Source organism: Desulfovibrio inopinatus DSM 10711 (genome assembly GCF_000429305.1).
GTDB classification, from domain to species: Bacteria; Desulfobacterota; Desulfovibrionia; order Desulfovibrionales; family Desulfovibrionaceae; genus Alteridesulfovibrio; species Alteridesulfovibrio inopinatus.
In genome coordinates, this window is record NZ_AUBP01000005.1 from 324,295 (window position 1) to 341,239 (window position 16,945).

The window sequence follows — 16,945 nt, forward strand, 5'->3', positions numbered from 1 at the left end:
AATTCTTCATAGGATGCAATGTTATGGGTGCGTCGGCACAGCATTTAAAGACCAGTCGTAATCAAGATATCGGAGCCGAACATCACCATTGAGCGCATCGAGAGATTGGCCCAAACTCGAATCAGCAAAACGGCGTACAAACATTACCACCCCATCTTCGCCTCCGAAATCCTCCTCGAACCAATCAAAAATCTTGCTGACCCGAAGGGTCTTCCCATCCAGACGATTATACTGCGGGTCATTGATCCAGTCGTGTGCATCGTCATCAAGCTGCGCATCAATATGCGACGCCTCGTACGGTTCTGCTCGAAGAGGGGGACAACTCATCGATGCACAGTTTACGGCGGCATGAACGCGAGGATCCTTGAACATCGGGCGAAGCACATCGTGTTCTATATAATCGAGCGAGACCGTTTTCCCATCAATATGAACAAACTCTTTTTTCCACGGACTGCGAAATAATGAGCCGGCATCCTTAATCGAAGTAATACCGGGGTAATGTTGCAAAATGAGTTTCCACGTCCACGCGTTATAGGCATTGATGTAAAAGGCAAGCTGCTCTTTCGGCGTTAATTGGTCGACCGGAACCGCGGCAAGAATATCCAAATATTGATCAAGCAGAGATTCTTCGGTCTTCAACCCCGCATAATCAACCAGTCCATCTTCCACATGTCGTGAGAGCAATCCAGCATAGATCGTGTTGTCAACGGGCTGACCGGACCACGCCATTTTCGTGTGAAAGGCACACAGTCCCAGCACAAAGATTCCTCCCAAAACCAATCGTATAATACTCTTCATACCGGACGCCTCCTTTACTCCATGGACATGATTCTTCCAGGTTTCTTGTTCCTTGTAGACAGAGCAAGAATCCGCTAGATAACACCTCTTTCTTCTATAAGGACAACTGCAAACACAATCCAGCATAATCGGACTTTCATGCATCAATTCATCAACCGCATTTGCCGCCGACCATGATATCGTTTCTTTTCCTTGTCTGCCTCGCCAGTGTCGCTGGTGCGGGCGTTTTCCGCTTGCTTGGCCGACCGGAGGATCACAACGTCCTCTTCGGACCGGCATTGGTCACGGCGTGCGTCCTGCTTATTCTATTTTGGGGTTTACTGGCCGGCCTGGCGGTCTCAGTATTAGCGCCGATTTGCCTTCTATTGTGTTTGCTCGCTGCTTTCGTTGAAATCCGGGCACTCTCCAAAAACGAAATCATGACCCGGTACGTCCCGGTGCTGGCCTGTGCTCTCCTTGCCGGTTGTACATTTCTGCCATTTTTTTTCCACGGAATTACGAATTTTACGGGAAGTTGGTTTTGGGACAAATGGTTCTATGTGCTTGAGGGGCGAGAGTTATTCGACTTCGGTCTCACAGGCTCGGCACCAACCGCCCTCCTGCCTTTCACCTCATCCATGGAACATACCCGCTTTGCCGGGAGTGCTCTTCTGGCGGTACTGACCCCCATCACCGGGATGGCTGGAGACTCCCTATCAGTATTCGGAATATTTTTTGTCTTTTGCTTGTTTATCCTTGGTGCGTCTTCAGCTGGGTTGGCACAACGGGTTCTTTCTCTCCGTGGCATTCGCTTGCTTGCATTTATCAGCGTCGTCACAGCAGGATTCTGGCCTATCAACCTCATTATTGCAAACAATGTTGACAACTTACTCTATACAGCGCTTTTTCCAACACTCATCGCCCTGGCATGCCAATTCCGCCATGAAACGGAACAAGCCAACGACTATCGGCTTTCCGCTGTTTTGGGCCTTTTTCTCGCCACAACGACAATCGTCTATCCAGAACTGACTCCACTCGCGCTCAGCGCAATCGGTCTCTGTTTCTTCACCCAATCTCCCCGACCGCGCGTAGCCCACTGTATTGCTTGCGGACTTGTTGCCTTCTTATGTCTTGCGCCATGGCTTCCTGCCCTTGGCCACTTCTTTGGGGGACAAGTCGACAATGTTCTGGCATCGGACGCCATTCGACCGGGAAAAGATTTTTATGCCGGTCTCCTCCATCCGACCTATGTCCTTGCATCATGGTTCGGCTTCTTTGCTCCCCTTGATCTGTGGTTTCTCAATACTCCCACGGCATCAGCCATTCCGAAACTGATTATTGTTTGGAACATTGCGGCAACGTCTCTCACGCTATGCGGTCTCGTCATGTATGGTCTTGGGATTGCCCGTCTTTTTCGACAAAAACGATATGCGTTGCTCATTCTTGGGATGCTGTGCCAATTCGCCGCACTTGTATTTCTCGTCGTGACACAGTTTGACTATGGCGCGTCCAAATTTCTCAGTGTCTCCTGGCCAATATCTTCGATTGTGCTTTTTGCCGGAGCAGACGCCTTTAGCGAGATTGCCCGTCGGCATCACCTTAACCGGCTCGCACTCTTGCCTCTTTGTGCTCTTTTCGGATTTCTGATCATGGCCAGCGTTCATATTGCCCGATTCGATAAAAACGAAACCCAAACAACCGATGCACGCTATACCGCACTCCGGGAACTTGATTCCAAACTCCCGGAGCATACCATCGTCAACCATAAAACCGCTTCGGGATTTTATTGGCCGCGATACCTCTTCGGAAGCGAGACGCCTATCATCGGTTTTGCCAATCGATATGGCATCCCTCCCGATCTTTCAGATGACACCATACTTGAACATTTTGATGCTGCTCGCGTGATTCTTTCTGAAGAATGCCACAAGCCAGAAGCCGATTCAATTTTGTGGGAAAGTGACGGATGGGTCCTATTTCAACCTCACGGCATAAAAACATTACTCCTCGACATACGCGGGGAGTATGCCGATATGCGTATACGCAACCAACGCGTTTGGCGTCTGGATACTGCTGCACCAGAACTCAATGTTCTTGCCGACTCTCCTGGAACAATCATGATTGACGCAACCCTTATCGTTGCCCCCGAATCTTGCAGTAATCTCCCTATCCTGGTCGCCGCCAATGCCATACCGGCTCAACCCGTGATACATCTGGCCAACAATCAGATTCAGGTCCGCGTCAATCTGCGTCGTGGGCGCAACAGTATCCGATTCAGCGGCCCATCAAATTGCGCCAATCTTCCTGTAGGACTTATGAATATTCGGCTTGAAAACGATAAGAGGTAAAGGAAAGAAACTTCAGGAGAGGATATAATGAGTTGCTACTGTACTGTATTGAAACGCGAGGTTGACTGAATATTCCCGTTAACGATGTATTTCATTCTCCATCCGGTGTCTCCAGTTTCCAGAAATAATCATGCGCTGTGACGGTAATACATCCATCACATAGACATAACACCAAGCCTGCATACCCGTTCCATCCTCCAACTCAACAGAAATAATACGGCGTTCATATTCGTTTTCCGACATACCATATCCATAAAACGCTTCGACATTGTCAAAAAGTGGCATCGCCGCTTCCATGTCGGGCAAGTGGTACACTTCACCATGCACCACCGCATTGCTTCCGAGTCTCAGCCCTGGATACGTTCCAAGATCAAAGAGCTGTCCGCCTGTTGTCGCGTTGGAGCACATATGCGCACCAACGTGTTTCAGCAGAGGAAAACGCACTTCCGCATGCATCAGCGTGCCATACACAAAAAGTCTGTCCACATGGATATCAGGACAAGTTCCGCGGACACTCGCCAGCAATTGAACCGTACTGTGATCGTATGCCACAAGGCCACGCCGAACGATTTCCACATATTCACCATGTGGCTCAATATACTCGGTTTGCGGGGTGACGCCTTGATACGTTACCGCGGCAACACATCTCCCGTCTGGTAACAGCACATTGACGGGAAGACGTTGATACGAAACAGGTGCATTCTCCTTCCGGTCCAAGACAGCCAACCCGGACACATCGACTTCGAAAAGTGCGCCCGGCACACATTGCCCAACTCTCCGGTGTATATCGAGGACACCGCCCTGACGCGCTTTTGAATACAGATCAAAAATGCACTCCATGTCCGGCAGCCATGCCCGACCATGTGATTTCCCCAGAGGGTACTCCACCCCATTTCGGCCACACCATGCTCGAAGGTCGGTTTCATCAAGATTTGACCCGTATGCAAAGTATAATACGGACGCTGTCATACGATGGATAATCCTGCTAAACGTTCAGGTATCTTCCACTGACGTAATAAGGACACTGCTGCGGCCGGGACTTGAGACTCCCAATCGTTTCCTTCGGCCATAGCCCGACGGACATCTGTCCCACTGAGTCCTTTGTCTTGAGGAGAACATTCCCACAAAACATGAATATCAAGCCCAAGAGATGTAAAGAGTTCTCGCTTTCTCCGCCCCCAATCATCATAGATTGTCAGAAAAAAGACGGCATCCAACGGAACGTAATACAAATAGAGTTCAGGGGAGTTGACGGGAAATGGTGTCACCGTGAACGCATTGCCATTGACTCCAGCTTCAAGCAGAGAAACACGTACAAGCCATTGCCGCTCATAATATGTTAACGGGTTGGATTCGGCCCGGCTTCGTTTGGGGTCGGCTGTATCATGTCCCGTCAACCCGGGATCAGGATTCGTAATGCCCACCACAAGATGATCGCAAAGCTGCTTTCCCGCTAACACATAGCGTAAGTGATCGTTATGAAACACCTGGAATCGGCCATGAATGACACCGAGTCGATATACGGTGTCTCCGCTGGCCCCGGATTGAGACCGCATGAATGATTCCACTCCTGTTATGTGTGAAGATAAATACCCATTGTATATCGCGTTATCATGAATCGCCACGTGTGCTGAATCGAAACGGCTGATACCGTCCAGGCCAAAACAACACCGCTTCCGGCGTATCTCGTATTCCGGTCAACGTGGCACATTCAAGATGATTGAGAACAAGATGGAACAATTCGGTTCCGCGGACAAGTCCCAATACCCCAGCAGCGGAATCAATCTCGCTGAATCGTTTGACTCTGTCGCAACGCACCCCTTCTCCCAACATCACCACCGGTGTTGGTTCTCCACTATGAATAAGTGGGCCTCGACTCGGCGTCGAGTGATCTGCTGTGACGATAACAAGCACGTCCGGATTGTCGACAAGTGCGCCAGCCGATCGCCCAATGGCTTTATCCAAAGCCTCAATGACGTTTTTTTTGCATAGAGGATCTTTGCGATGCGCGGCTTGATCCGGTGCTTTGGTATGGACATGAAGAAAGTCAAAGTCGTCTAAGAGCGAGGCAGCCAATTGCAGACGTCCAGCAAGCTCGACTTCTGGATCATGGTCCTGAATCTGATCCAAGACCTGCATGCCGAGATACTTCCCCATGCCACGGTACATGCTCCCGGAGGCAATGAGTCCTCCCCGCAAACCAAATCGATGGGAAAACGGCATGACCGTTTTCAACCGGCCCGCTCGTTGGGTCACCATACCGTTAACAGGTGGCAAGCCGGACTCGGTCCGCATGATATTCTCCGGCACATCACGCAATGCGTGGTGAATGTACGTCAGATACTCCCGGACACATTCAGCGGTCTGGTGGGCAATCCGCGCCTCCTCAGGGTCCAAGCCGGCCCATGGTTGAATATCGCTCACAAAACGTCCATCCACCATAGGGTTGGTATCCGTTATGTGCACGCTGGGTTTCCCGCTCAACTGGATAATGCCGAATCGACCCTTTGTACGATGAAAGGATGCCGTCATGCCGTCATGATGAAAAGGTTCAAGTTGGGATGCCAACCGCGCATAAAAGATGTCTTCTGCTTTGGGATCGTCCTGCTCCAAGAGAACACCTTCCGGACGCTCATGCAAACAGACAAAATGCGCCAACAACGCCACATCATCGGCCGCCAAATCCACTCCCGCGCCCAACGCTTCCAAAGCTCCACGGCCGGGAAAATCACATTGATCATAGCCAAACAATGGAAAATGCGCGTTTTCACTTGAAAATGGTGTTCCGACGTGACCAGCATGAAACAGTCCATTCGCGCCACGTCGAGCGAACTCGTCTAGCGTTGGCGTGTGAGCTGCCTCAAGTGGTGTCTTTCCGGCAAACTCGGGATACGATCGGTCACCAAGTCCATCAAGGACAATGAGAATGCATTTCCGTGCCATGTCACTCCAAAAGCCGTACGTTGCGGCCAATCATCATGAAATTCAATTCAAACAAAACAAACACATAGAGTAACGCTATTTGCCATATTCTACTAAAATCTTATAAAAAACAATGATGCGATTCGATCTTCATGTTCACACCACCATTTCCTCGTGTAGCACCCTCAAGCTTGATGACATCCTGTCTCATGCCAGAGCGTTCGGGCTTGACGGGGTGTGTCTGACCGACCATGACACTATGGCGATAGGACACCATGTTGTTGAAGGGATACAAGCTGACGGGCTGTGCATCATTATCGGCATGGAGTACGAAACCCCCGAAGGCGATATACTGCTTTTCGGTCCGTATGAGAATCTCACTCCAGGGTTACCTGCTCGAACCATCTTCGACCATGTCAATGCCACCGGCGGAGCTGCCATCGTGGCACATCCATTTCGCCCCGGTCGTAGTTGTGCCGACGCCATTGGACGCGAAGGTTTGCCGCATGCCGGTGAATCCGTCAATGGCCGCAATACACCGCATGCCAACCTCCAGGCGCGATCATGGCTCACCCAAAACGGCATCGCCGCAACGGGCGGGAGTGATGCCCACACCCTCGAAGAACTCGGACGTGTTATCACGCATTTTCCTCTCCCCATCTCCAGCCGTGCGGACATGATTACAGCAATCCAACGCCGAGAATTCACGCCTGAAATTACCCCACGCGCTCCGGAAGCATGGCGCCAAGAACACGGTCGCATTACTCCCATCGAAATCGTACACAACACCCCATTCTGCACCGATAGACTGAGCCACGTCGGATAATATCCTGCACAATCGCACCTTTTTTCTTGAGAAATCTTCATGTTCCGGCATACACTTTTCAAAAGAAAGTGTGTCGTTCTCCAACAGAATTCAGTCCGAGTGAGTCTCCATGTCTTTTGATTTCAATGCGTATGCTCAGGTATTCCCGTTTCTCGCCATTGTGCTAGGGCTTGTCCTTGGCAGTTTTTACAATGTCTGTGTTCATCGCTACCTTACCGAACAATCCATTGTCTTTCCTGGATCACATTGTCCACAATGCGATCATCCCCTTGCCTGGTACGAGAATATTCCCATTATCTCTTTTCTCTTCCTTGCTGGACGGTGCCGTTATTGCAAGGCATCCATACGGTGGCGTTACCCTATTCTTGAGGCCCTTTCCGGACTCTGGTCGTATGCTTTAGCAATCACGTTCGGTCCGAGTTTGGCATATCTCCTCTTTATGGTTATCGGGGGCATGTATCTTGTCGCTTCATTCATTGATCTCGATAGCTTTATTCTTCCCGATATCATCACCTATCCCGCCGCCGTCATTGCCTATCTCGGAAGTGTGTTCATCCTCGACGCCAGCCCCGTCTTGTCAGGAGCAGCAGCCGTTGCCGGAGCTGGATTATTTTACCTGCTCAATCTTCTGTATCGCCTGTCCCGCGGCTTTGACGGACTTGGTCTCGGTGACGTGAAATTGATGGTATCCATCGGCGCTCTCGTTCAACTTGTTGGATTGCCATTCAGCGTGCTGTACGCCAGCCTCAGCGCCCTTCTCGTCAGCCCGTTTTTCCTTATTGGCAAAAAAAACAAATCCCGGACTCCAATTCCATTTGGTCCTTTTCTCTGCCTTGGCGCCATGTTGTATATCCTTTTCGGTCCAGGTATTTTTTCATTTTTACGATAATTTCTAACAAGGAGAACGCTTTCCGACGGGAGGTTTCGGCAGACAAATTTTCTCTTTGAAAACGAATCACCAGCAAGGAATAGCGTATGACGGCCATTACTCTTTCCATCTTCGATATGCTGAAAGTCGGTCCCGGTCCTTCGAGCTCCCATACCATTGGCCCTATGCGTGCCGGTCTGGATTTTCTTCATATTGTTCCGCCGGAAGCTGCCAGCAAAGCGTACTCGCTCCGCGTTCGTCTGTTCGGAAGTTTGAGTGCCACAGGGAAAGGACATGGAACAGATCGAGCTGTTACAGCCGGTCTTCTCGGAACGCCACCCGAAAGTTGTAGCGCGCTGTTTCTCGATGAACTCGCCGCTCATCCGACCAAGAAATTCGACATCACCTTGCCAGGCAAAACACTGACCTTTGCCGTTTCCGATGTCATCTTCAGTGATATCGAAACCAATTTTCCCTTCAGCAATACACTTGTCATCGACCTTCTGGATGAAGATCAGCAGGTTGTTTTCGAACGCGAATACTATTCTGTCGGAGGGGGATTCATTCAGTGGAAAGGTTGGCAACCTCCTCAGCGTGGTACTCCAATTCACGCATATAGCACCATGGCCGAGTTCCAAGCATTACTCGCAGCTAAAGATATTTCTCTCCATCAAGCCATGCTTGAAAACGAAGCGGCAATTTCCGGCTCAAGTGTCAAGGACATTGAAGCCAAACTCGATATGATTCGCGATGTCATGATCAATGCGGTAAAAACAGGCCTCTCTAGTGACGGCCTCTTGCCTGGCCCTCTTCAGGTACATAGCTTGGCCGCGACGCTTTACGCCTCCAAAACTCAGAACTCTTGCGGTCAAGACGACTTTATGGTTGGGCTCAATGCGTATGCTCTGGCCGCTTCAGAAGAAAACGCACGAGGGCACTGTATTGTCACGGCACCGACCTGTGGTGCTGCAGGAGTCGTCCCCGGTGTGTTGTATGCTTTACAAAACAATTTAAACGTATCCGACGACTCTATTCGACGTGGTCTCTTGGCGGCCACTGCCATCGGTTTTTTGTGCAAACACAATGCGAGCATTGCGGGCGCCGAAGTCGGATGTCAGGGAGAAATCGGTGTCGCCAGCGCCATGGCCGCAGCCATGCTCGTCAGTGCCTCGAATCTTCATCCCCGACTGTGTGATCATGCCGCCGCCACAGCATTGGAACATCACCTTGGCATGACCTGCGATCCGGTGATGGGATATGTCCAAGTTCCTTGCATAGAACGCAACGCCATGGGGGCCATTAAAGCCTACAACGCCTATCTCATCGCTAAAATTGAGAAACCAGCCTATCACAAAGTGCCGTTGGATGCCGTCATTCAAGCCATGGCCGAAAGTGGACGCGACATGAATAAAAAATACAAAGAAACCTCGCTGGGTGGTCTTGCCGTCAGTCTGGTCAACTGCTGAGAAAGGGGCTGTACATGAACAAGACTTCCCTCAGCGTGATATTGTCCATGTCCTTCGTCGTAACCGGCAATATGCTTGGTGCGGGCATTCTGGCTCTCCCCATCAAAACCGGTCTCTCCGGCGCGGTACCCTCGTTTGTCGGAATTGTGGTGATGTGGGCCTGTATGCTGACAACGGCGTGTATTCTTGCCAGCCAAAAAAGTCTGACCCAAAGTGAGACCGCCGATCTTCCCACATTCTTTCAACATGAATTGGGTTCTGCCGGCAAATGGGTGACCGTCGTCGCCAATATGATCATTCTCTACGGACTCCTTGTCGCATATATCAGCGGCGCAGCCGATGTCCTTCAAAGTTTGTTCGCCGAAGAAGTCCCACAAGATGCTCTTATGGTTTCATTTTTTGTCATTGCCACCTTTCTCACACTCTTCGGCATGGCACTCATGCAAAAAGGCAATGCCGTCATTATGATTCTCATGTGGCTCACGTTCGGTGGCCTCGTTATCATGGCTGCCAAAAACATGGACACCACTCGACTTACATATACAGATTGGCACTACCTTCCCGCCTCGTTACCCATTGTTGTCACGGCATTCCATTTTCATAATATCATTCCGTCTATCTGTCGTACGATGAATTATGACCAGAAAGCAATTCGCACATCGTTTTTTCTAGGTACTTTTATTGGACTTATCATGAATCTTATCTGGGTTGTCGTCGTCATTGCAGCCTTACCCCTTGACGGTCCAGACCAAAATACAATCTTAAACGCGTTTGAACACAACCTTCCTGCAACAGTTCCGCTTGAAGCCATCATCAAAACGCCCGGCTTCATGACGTGTTCATTGGTGTTCGCTCTATTGGCCATGTGCGCTGCATATATGGCGAACGGTACGGCATTAACCAGCTTCGTACGAGACCTGTCCACGACCTATCTTCGTTCATCAAATATTTGGCTGGCTCGGGCCATTACCTTTATTCCACCGCTCATTGTTGCCATTGCATTTCCCAATGTCTTTTTAGATGCCATTGGCCTCGTCGGTGGCGTTGGCATTGATGTCATTTTCGGTATTCTCCCCGGATTTCTTCTCGTGAAATATCAAACAGGGATGCTAAAAAAACTCGGTTGGCTTCTTATTGCGATTTTTACGATTGTTCTCATCTATGAAATTGGCCAAGAGCTTGGTCTGCTTCATATCCATCCTGAGGCCAAATATTGGAACGCCAAATTCCACACATCATAAGATGCAGAAAGCCGCCTGCTTCGTACGAAACAGGCGGCTTTCTGCATCAAGTATGGGGGAGATTACTTGTTCTTTGACTTATGGGAAATACATATACGTGTCCTTTTCATATCTCGCCAAAGATAACACATAAGATTATTCGAACACAGACAGGTATTCTCCATACCCTTCTTTGCTCATGTCTTCCTTAGGAATGAACCGCAAAGAAGCTGAATTGATACAATAACGGAGTCCTGTCGGTTGCGGGCCATCCGGAAAGACGTGACCGAGATGGGAATCCGCGTGTTTGCTTCGCACCTCAATGCGAGTCATGAACAGGCTGTTGTCACTTTTTTCAACAATATTTTCCTCAACAAGCGGCTTGGTGAAGCTCGGCCACCCTGTCCCCGACTTAAACTTGTCCGTTGAGCTGAACAGTGGTTCGCCCGAAACGATATCAACATAAATCCCCGGCTTCTTATTGTCGAAATACTCGTTTTGAAAAGCCGGTTCCGTTCCTTCTTTCTGCGTCACCGAATACTGAAGTGGTGTCAGTGTTTTTTTCAGCTCCGCATCGCTGGGCTTGGTATAGTGGGTATCCTTTTTCGTCTCTGTCCCCCACACTTGCCGCAGATATGGACCACGGCCAGACAACTCCCGATAGGAGGAATATCGTTCAGGATCTTTCTTATAGTAATCTTGATGATAGGTCTCAGCAGGATAGAATGTTGTGAACGGTTTAATTGGGGTTACCAACGTTTTATGAAACCGTCCCGAAGCGGCCAATTCGGCTTTACTCTTCTCGGCAACCCGCTTTTGGTCGTCAGTATGATAAAAAACTGCGGTTTTATATTGCGATCCCCTGTCGGCAAACTGACCGCCTCCATCCGTGGGGTCGATTTGATGCCAGAACGCATCCAAGATTTTCTCGTAAGACGTTTTTGATGGGTCGAACCGAACTTGAACCGCTTCAACATAATCGGTTTGCCCTGAAGACACCTGCTGATAAGTAGGATTTTTTGCCGTTCCACCAGCATACCCTGAAACAACGTCGACAACTCCCGGCACTTTTTCCAATGCGGCTTCCACACACCAGAAACATCCCCCTGCAAGGGTGGCAGTTTCAAGGTGACCTGCTTTCGTTTGCTCCATGGATTTCTCCGATCCGTTTTGACTACACGCAGCCGATATGACGAAGGTTATTGTTAACGCCAAAATGCTTGCTAACGTCCAAGCGACTCTACGCATGAAGGCCTTCCTTTTTTGTGTCGGCATCACTTTAATTCAACATATGGAAAATAGCCCACGAAATGGAATTGTCAAATGAGAAACGACAAAATACAGGAAAGGCAGTACGTCAATCAGGAAAGGAAAAACAACAAAGGACACGAAACGGTTCAACAATCATTCTTCGATTTGTTCTAAAGCAACACACAGTGAAACGCCATCGAAAGAAAGTAATTCTAAAGCCTTACAGGCTTCACCATAATCAGCATACGTGAGTAAAACGAGTTGAGCCCGCTCTGTTTCATCCCAGACCCAAACAAGCTCATTCCTGGCAATACCGTTACGTTCAAGGTTTTTTCTGAGTTGTTCTCGGAGATGATCACGTTCTGAAAACGACTTCCCCTCAAATGAATCACCGAGGGCCAATACCCACCACCCCGGCTCATCATGGGCCTTATACCGATAATGCCTAACACGATCGGCCATAAGAAGAATGGACCAGACAACGGCTCTCACATGCAATGCAGAATCGCACGAACATGACGAGGGCAACGCAACCATAGAACTCACAACCTCAGGTAGGTTTGCGACGTTTCGAAGCGACATCGCTGACAAGGGGAAAAAAGCGAAGAGCAATGCGTTCGTACCCCAAAGCATTGGGATGAACGCCATCGGGATGTGTCAGGTCAGGATTCCCGGCGACACTTTCAAGAATATCCGGCATAAGTACCGCATTGAATTGCTCCGCCAATTGCGAATACATCGTTCGATACGCCTCGCGCTGCATATTTCCATGGTTTAACGGGGCAAAGGCTCCAACAAGAATAAGATTCGCATGCGTATCAACAACGTGTGTACAAATTTCGACAAGATTAGCGGTAGCAACTTCAACCGCTATCCCCTGATATGCGTCGTTTATTCCGAGCGCAACGACAACAATATCCGGCTTGCTCGCAAGAACAAGAGGCAATCTGGACAACGCGTCCGCCGTTGTATCTCCGGAAATGCCGAAGTTTGAAACCCGAACAGTCTCTCCGGCCTGATTAAGCATGGCTTGCAATCGGGCGGGAAAGGCTTCATGCGGCAACTGTCCCCATCCTTGGGTCAGGCTATCGCCGAGAAACGCAATGGCAAGGGGCATGCTGACATTGGGTTGCACTCTCTTCTCCCGCGTTATTCACCATGTTCAACGTTTGATGATTCCGACCACATCAAGGTCCGCAACTTTATCGAGTCCCAAAGGTTTCGACATATAAAAGCCCTGGCCATCCTCGCAATCTAACACTTTGAGCATGGACCATTGTTCGGCCACCTCCACTCCTTCTGCAACAACATCAAGATGGAGATTATGCGCAAGATTGATGACCGATCGCACAATCTTTCGTTTGTCTGGATTATCATGCATGCGACTGACAAATGATCGATCGACTTTGAGACTGTCCAACGGAAGGAGCTGGAGATAGCTTAAAGAAGAATATCCTGTACCGAAATCGTCAATGCTAATTCGAACTCCTTTGGCTTTCAACATATGAAGCCGCTGAGCCGTGAGATGAGGATTTTCCATCGCAACGGTTTCGGTAATTTCAAGTTTAAGATACTGCGGTTCAAGACCGGATTCCGCCAGTGCTTTTTCAACCTGGTCAACAAGATCATATTGAGCAAGCTGCCGAGCAGACAGATTAACGCTGATTGACAGCTCCTGCATATCCGAACGGGTTGCTTTGAGCTTAACGAGATCGCTACATGCTTGCTTGAGAACCCAGTTACCGAGAGGAACAATAAAATCCGTTGCTTCGGCCACAGGCAAAAATTCCGTCGGCGATATCACTCCCCATTTGGGATGGCGCCAACGAATGAGGGCTTCAAGCCCAGTCAGAATTTCTTTTTCAAGTGAGATAATAGGTTGATATTGCAAAAAGAACTCACCACGAGCCAATCCTTGATTCAGACCTACCTCAATCTCCATTGTTTTCACGGACTCTTCAAGTAGCCTTGAATTGAACACCTTGAAACGGTGGCGAGTCAGTTTCGCTCGCCGCATGGCAATATTGGCATTTCGTAACAAATCTTCCGGACGCTGATACAAAGCCGGACTCAGTACAATGCCAATGCTGGCCGTAATGGAGACTTCATGATCAGATAAAATAAACGGCTGGGCCAAGTGCGCTTTGAGTTCTTTGACGCGACGCATAACTCCTGCCGCATTGATATCTTGTAATAAAACAAGAAACTCATCGCCATTGAGTCGACCAAGCCACGTTGCATCGCAAGACGAGCAAGACAAACGCTGACCGACTTGCCGGATGAGCTCATCTCCATAGGACGGACCAAGCGCATCGTTGACTTTCTTTAGGCGATCAATATCCAGGTATATGACAGCATAACTGAAATTTTTATTTTGCTCTGCATGCGTAAGGAGTGTTCCCAGACGCTCGAGAATGCCTTTCCGATTAAAAAGTCCTGTTAATGGATCATGCTCCATATCAATACATGACGAACCGGAAGACAATTCTTCACATTGCACACGACGAACCGTCGTACGAACACCTGTGATCGCTTGGTCTCCTTGCTGAACACGGCGCCCAGTGAATTCTAGCGAAATAACGGAACCGTCGACACGTTTCATCTGAACAATGAGTTCTTCCGATGACGTCCCTGAAAGAACGGCTTCTTTATATCGGCCGTAGGCTTCCTGGTGATCTTTATGGATCAAACATTCAAGAAATTGGGAATCTTTCAAAAATCGTTCCGGCGTATATCCTGTGTATTCTACACAGGCCGAAGAACAATATACAATGGTCCCAGAGGTGTCTTCAAAGAGTTCCCAATGAAGTGAGGTGTCCAGCAAAAAACGATAAAATTCATGGGGATGAGTCATGAACGTCTGCGTCTCTTTGTCAAAATGATGACTGTACGAAGTGAACAGTCACTATCCTCCATGCATACAGGCTGCATAATGTGAAGACGCTTTTTATGTATATTCCTCCAGTACTTAGGTCAAGACGATATGTGGCTTATCAAAGGACAAGCTCAAAGGAATAGCGTATCAACAACACTCCTTCTCTGTTGCCCAATACATAGATTCTCCATTGTAAAGAAATGACTTCATACGACGCAATCACCACGTATCACATAAAATAAAACAATAAAAAAAATTGTACCTCTTCAAATCATATTCTACTCGCAACTTACAAACATACTGCCACAATGGAACCTCTGTAGGCAACATACATTTTCTTCATGATTCGAATTTCAACAGACTATATTGGCTCAAGAACACGCCGATCACGACACACACTCCGCCAATACACACGGCAAGAGATAAATCTTCATGGAGAAAAAAACATCCTACTCCTGCCGCAACGACGGGAATAAGATTTATTGCAGATGCAGCGCGTGCTGCCGGCATGTGACTTATGGCCCAATTATAACAACCAAATGCACCAAGAGTAACACAAGACCCAAGAAACAAAACTACGGCAAGGAAGAGTGGGTCGCGTAGTGTATTCAAGCTCTGAACATCAAATGCTCCAGGAGAAAAAAAGATGAAACCGGCAATGATTTGTAAAGATGTCAATGCCCAGGAACTCATGGTGAAACTCAATTTTTTTATGACAAGCATATATCCAGCGGCGCATACCATCGCAGCAAATTCAAGGGTATTGCCTAATAAAGGAAATGTTGCCGTCCTTTCTTCCTGAGTCGCGAACGTCAGCCAGGCAACTCCCATCAGAGATACAAAAAGACCTAAGATCATTATTCTGGTCAATCGCTCCGAAAACGCGAGCCATGCACCAAAGGCAGCGAGCAGTGGCAAAATTGCGGAAACGACACCAGCCTGGGCTGAGGTTGTATATTGCAGCGCATGGGATTCGAGGAGAAAATAGAGACATGGTTGAAGAACAACCAGCAATGCAACCCACTTTATATCCTTCCTGGGGATACGCCAAGGAGCGAGTTTTGGAAGGAACGGGAGAAGACAAAGCAAAGCGATGGCCATACGAGCCCACATGACCGTCATAGGATTCAACGCCGTGATTGCCACCTTCATGGCGGCAAAGGAAGCACCCCATAACGCAACGGCCACGAGTACGGCCACGCCAGGGAGCACATTGCGGTGTTTCCCCACATGTTCCAATAATGGGTGAATAAAAACTCTGCGCGCTAACGGTTCTGACATGACATCCTCCTCTCTGTTTTTCTGCTTGATACTCAGAAAGAAGATGTCGGTATTGGAGAATAGTGTGGTAAAAAATTGCTCTTTCTTCAGTAGGAAAGATACTGTCCCGGTGTTACGCCAATAACTTTTTTAAAAGCCTTGGTGAAATGGCTCTGGTCGACAAAGCCAGTTTCATACGCAACGTCGGCAATAGAAAGGCCGCGTTGAAACAACCTTCGAGCATGTTCGATACGCAATTGTACATGGTATTGATGAGGAGAAACGCCAGTATTTTTTGAAAAAACCCGCAACAAATGGTGCCTACTCAATCCAACCATTTCCGAAAGATCCTCTAAGGTGACATGTTCACCGATATGATCATGGAGATATTCGCGCACCAGTTTGATAGCGCGGGGTTCATTGTCAAATTGTGAATGTTTTGGTGAAAGCGCGGCACAGTCAAAAAGCGCTTCCATAGCCTGCGCTTCGACGCTTTGCTTAACGAGACGATCTTCCTTAAAACGCACCGCCCTATAAAGACGCATCAACGTCTGTTTGACATCCGGTCGAGAGACCACCATACGAGGAAAAACGACGTCCGCAGTGGAATTTTGCATAAACTCTTGCGCAGCAGCCTGCATATGTGCAGTTTCCATATAAAACATAATATAGCTCGGCACCGACTGCTCGACCGGCGTTCCGGTGTGCACTCGACCGGGATGCAGCAATGCAATGTCTCCTGGACCAACCAAATATTCGTCAAAAGACGAGGTAAGACAATGACTTCCTCCTCTGAGCATGAGCCCGATGGCGTACCGTTCATGAACATGCCGCGGATAACAATGCGTAAATGCATTGAACATGGCGATTTCCAATCCAGGAAGATCACGGTCTCGATAATAGGTAATAAAAGTATCGGACGAAGCCTTTCGAGATGTCATGATCGGATCATAGCCCGAAATGGAACCGGTCGCTTGTAAAAAATTGCGCGTAACCTCGCTCTCTCAACACGCAAAAAAAATCCACTATCTTCCGCCCCAAGCTTTCCCTTATTTAATAAATCCAAACGGTATCACGATATCCATGACAAAGAACAAGACGTATACATTACCATGCCAATCTCAATGAAAGCCGG

Annotated in this window: 15 protein-coding genes; 5 read left to right on the top strand and 10 right to left on the bottom strand. The window is 48.7% G+C overall.

Features of this window, described 5'->3' with window-relative positions:
- Nucleotides 1–21: 21 nt before the first annotated feature.
- Nucleotides 22–798 carry a DUF547 domain-containing protein gene (locus tag G451_RS0106030; protein ID WP_084448408.1) on the bottom strand — a complete coding sequence of 259 codons (777 nt, stop codon included), beginning with the start codon at nt 796–798 and terminating at the stop codon, nt 22–24.
- Between the two features lie 173 nt (nt 799–971).
- On the opposite strand from G451_RS0106030, the gene G451_RS0106035 reads away from it, so the two are divergent.
- Nucleotides 972–3,122 carry a hypothetical protein gene (locus G451_RS0106035; protein ID WP_027183542.1) on the top strand — a complete coding sequence of 717 codons (2,151 nt, stop codon included), beginning with the start codon at nt 972–974 and terminating at the stop codon, nt 3,120–3,122.
- A gap of 78 nt (nt 3,123–3,200) precedes the next feature.
- Here the strand turns inward: G451_RS0106035 and G451_RS32370 are convergent, their stop codons facing one another.
- From G451_RS32370 to G451_RS0106050, 3 genes are read right to left on the bottom strand one after another with little or no spacing between them, the layout of a single operon-like run.
- Entirely contained in the window at nt 3,201–4,091 is an 891-nt protein-coding gene (locus G451_RS32370; RefSeq protein ID WP_051261211.1) for a gamma-glutamylcyclotransferase, read from the bottom strand.
- The gene (locus tag G451_RS0106045; RefSeq protein ID WP_034640909.1) at nt 4,088–4,678 is read right to left on the bottom strand and encodes a nucleotidyl transferase family protein; all 591 of its coding nucleotides are present in this window, start codon (nt 4,676–4,678) and stop codon (nt 4,088–4,090) included. The genes G451_RS32370 and G451_RS0106045 overlap by 4 nt, the downstream gene beginning before the upstream one ends.
- Nucleotides 4,679–4,733: 55 nt before the next feature.
- Entirely contained in the window at nt 4,734–6,065 is a 1,332-nt protein-coding gene (locus G451_RS0106050; RefSeq protein ID WP_027183544.1) for a BPG-independent phosphoglycerate mutase family protein, read from the bottom strand.
- A gap of 112 nt (nt 6,066–6,177) precedes the next feature.
- Here G451_RS0106050 and G451_RS27955 point away from each other — a divergent pair, with 112 nt between their 5' ends.
- The 4 genes from G451_RS27955 (at nt 6,178) to G451_RS0106070 (ending at nt 10,445) form a co-directional block, all read left to right on the top strand.
- On the top strand, nt 6,178–6,870 hold the full coding sequence (locus tag G451_RS27955) for a PHP domain-containing protein (RefSeq protein WP_211236337.1): 693 nt from the start codon (nt 6,178–6,180) through the stop codon (nt 6,868–6,870).
- A gap of 109 nt (nt 6,871–6,979) precedes the next feature.
- Entirely contained in the window at nt 6,980–7,759 is a 780-nt protein-coding gene (locus tag G451_RS0106060) for a prepilin peptidase (RefSeq protein ID WP_027183545.1), read from the top strand.
- A gap of 86 nt (nt 7,760–7,845) precedes the next feature.
- On the top strand, nt 7,846–9,204 hold the full coding sequence (locus G451_RS0106065) for an L-serine ammonia-lyase (protein WP_027183546.1): 1,359 nt from the start codon (nt 7,846–7,848) through the stop codon (nt 9,202–9,204).
- A 14-nt stretch (nt 9,205–9,218) separates the two neighbouring features.
- Nucleotides 9,219–10,445: an aromatic amino acid transport family protein gene (locus G451_RS0106070; RefSeq protein WP_027183547.1), complete on the top strand. Its 1,227-nt coding sequence runs from the start codon at nt 9,219–9,221 to the stop codon at nt 10,443–10,445.
- Nucleotides 10,446–10,580: 135 nt separating this feature from the next.
- Here G451_RS0106070 and msrB read toward each other — a convergent pair whose 3' ends face one another.
- From msrB to G451_RS0106100, 6 genes are all read right to left on the bottom strand, one after another.
- Nucleotides 10,581–11,672, bottom strand: coding sequence for a peptide-methionine (R)-S-oxide reductase MsrB (msrB, locus tag G451_RS0106075; RefSeq protein ID WP_027183548.1), 1,092 nt, complete (start codon nt 11,670–11,672; stop codon nt 10,581–10,583).
- 156 nt (nt 11,673–11,828) lie between these two features.
- Nucleotides 11,829–12,212, bottom strand: a complete 384-nt coding sequence (locus tag G451_RS27960) for a hypothetical protein (RefSeq protein ID WP_034640914.1) — start codon at nt 12,210–12,212, stop codon at nt 11,829–11,831.
- A gap of 13 nt (nt 12,213–12,225) precedes the next feature.
- Nucleotides 12,226–12,810, bottom strand: a complete 585-nt coding sequence (locus tag G451_RS0106085) for a GDSL-type esterase/lipase family protein (RefSeq protein WP_051261212.1) — start codon at nt 12,808–12,810, stop codon at nt 12,226–12,228.
- A 27-nt stretch (nt 12,811–12,837) separates the two neighbouring features.
- The gene (locus tag G451_RS27965) at nt 12,838–14,529 is read right to left on the bottom strand and encodes a sensor domain-containing protein (RefSeq protein WP_051261213.1); all 1,692 of its coding nucleotides are present in this window, start codon (nt 14,527–14,529) and stop codon (nt 12,838–12,840) included.
- Nucleotides 14,530–14,889: 360 nt separating this feature from the next.
- Complete coding sequence (locus tag G451_RS27970; protein ID WP_051261214.1) at nt 14,890–15,831, bottom strand: DMT family transporter; 942 nt, start codon at nt 15,829–15,831, stop codon at nt 14,890–14,892.
- 86 nt (nt 15,832–15,917) lie between these two features.
- On the bottom strand, nt 15,918–16,751 hold the full coding sequence (locus G451_RS0106100) for an AraC family transcriptional regulator (RefSeq protein WP_034640917.1): 834 nt from the start codon (nt 16,749–16,751) through the stop codon (nt 15,918–15,920).
- Between the last annotated feature and the right edge of the window lie 194 nt (nt 16,752–16,945).

What these genes read in the sequence shown, in the direction of transcription:
- G451_RS32370 (WP_051261211.1), bottom strand. Translation starts at nt 4,091, where the DNA reads ATGACAGCGTCCGTATTATACTTTGCATACGGGTCAAATCTTGATGAA.
- G451_RS0106030 (WP_084448408.1), bottom strand. Translation starts at nt 798, where the DNA reads ATGAAGAGTATTATACGATTGGTTTTGGGAGGAATCTTTGTGCTGGGA.
- G451_RS27955 (WP_211236337.1), top strand. Translation starts at nt 6,178, where the DNA reads ATGATGCGATTCGATCTTCATGTTCACACCACCATTTCCTCGTGTAGC.
- G451_RS0106050 (WP_027183544.1), bottom strand. Translation starts at nt 6,065, where the DNA reads ATGGCACGGAAATGCATTCTCATTGTCCTTGATGGACTTGGTGACCGA.
- G451_RS27965 (WP_051261213.1), bottom strand. Translation starts at nt 14,529, where the DNA reads ATGACTCATCCCCATGAATTTTATCGTTTTTTGCTGGACACCTCACTT.
- G451_RS0106045 (WP_034640909.1), bottom strand. Translation starts at nt 4,678, where the DNA reads ATGCGGTCTCAATCCGGGGCCAGCGGAGACACCGTATATCGACTCGGT.
- G451_RS0106070 (WP_027183547.1), top strand. Translation starts at nt 9,219, where the DNA reads ATGAACAAGACTTCCCTCAGCGTGATATTGTCCATGTCCTTCGTCGTA.
- msrB (WP_027183548.1), bottom strand. Translation starts at nt 11,672, where the DNA reads ATGCGTAGAGTCGCTTGGACGTTAGCAAGCATTTTGGCGTTAACAATA.
- G451_RS0106065 (WP_027183546.1), top strand. Translation starts at nt 7,846, where the DNA reads ATGACGGCCATTACTCTTTCCATCTTCGATATGCTGAAAGTCGGTCCC.
- G451_RS27970 (WP_051261214.1), bottom strand. Translation starts at nt 15,831, where the DNA reads ATGTCAGAACCGTTAGCGCGCAGAGTTTTTATTCACCCATTATTGGAA.
- G451_RS0106100 (WP_034640917.1), bottom strand. Translation starts at nt 16,751, where the DNA reads ATGACATCTCGAAAGGCTTCGTCCGATACTTTTATTACCTATTATCGA.
- G451_RS0106060 (WP_027183545.1), top strand. Translation starts at nt 6,980, where the DNA reads ATGTCTTTTGATTTCAATGCGTATGCTCAGGTATTCCCGTTTCTCGCC.
- G451_RS27960 (WP_034640914.1), bottom strand. Translation starts at nt 12,212, where the DNA reads ATGGTTGCGTTGCCCTCGTCATGTTCGTGCGATTCTGCATTGCATGTG.
- G451_RS0106035 (WP_027183542.1), top strand. Translation starts at nt 972, where the DNA reads ATGATATCGTTTCTTTTCCTTGTCTGCCTCGCCAGTGTCGCTGGTGCG.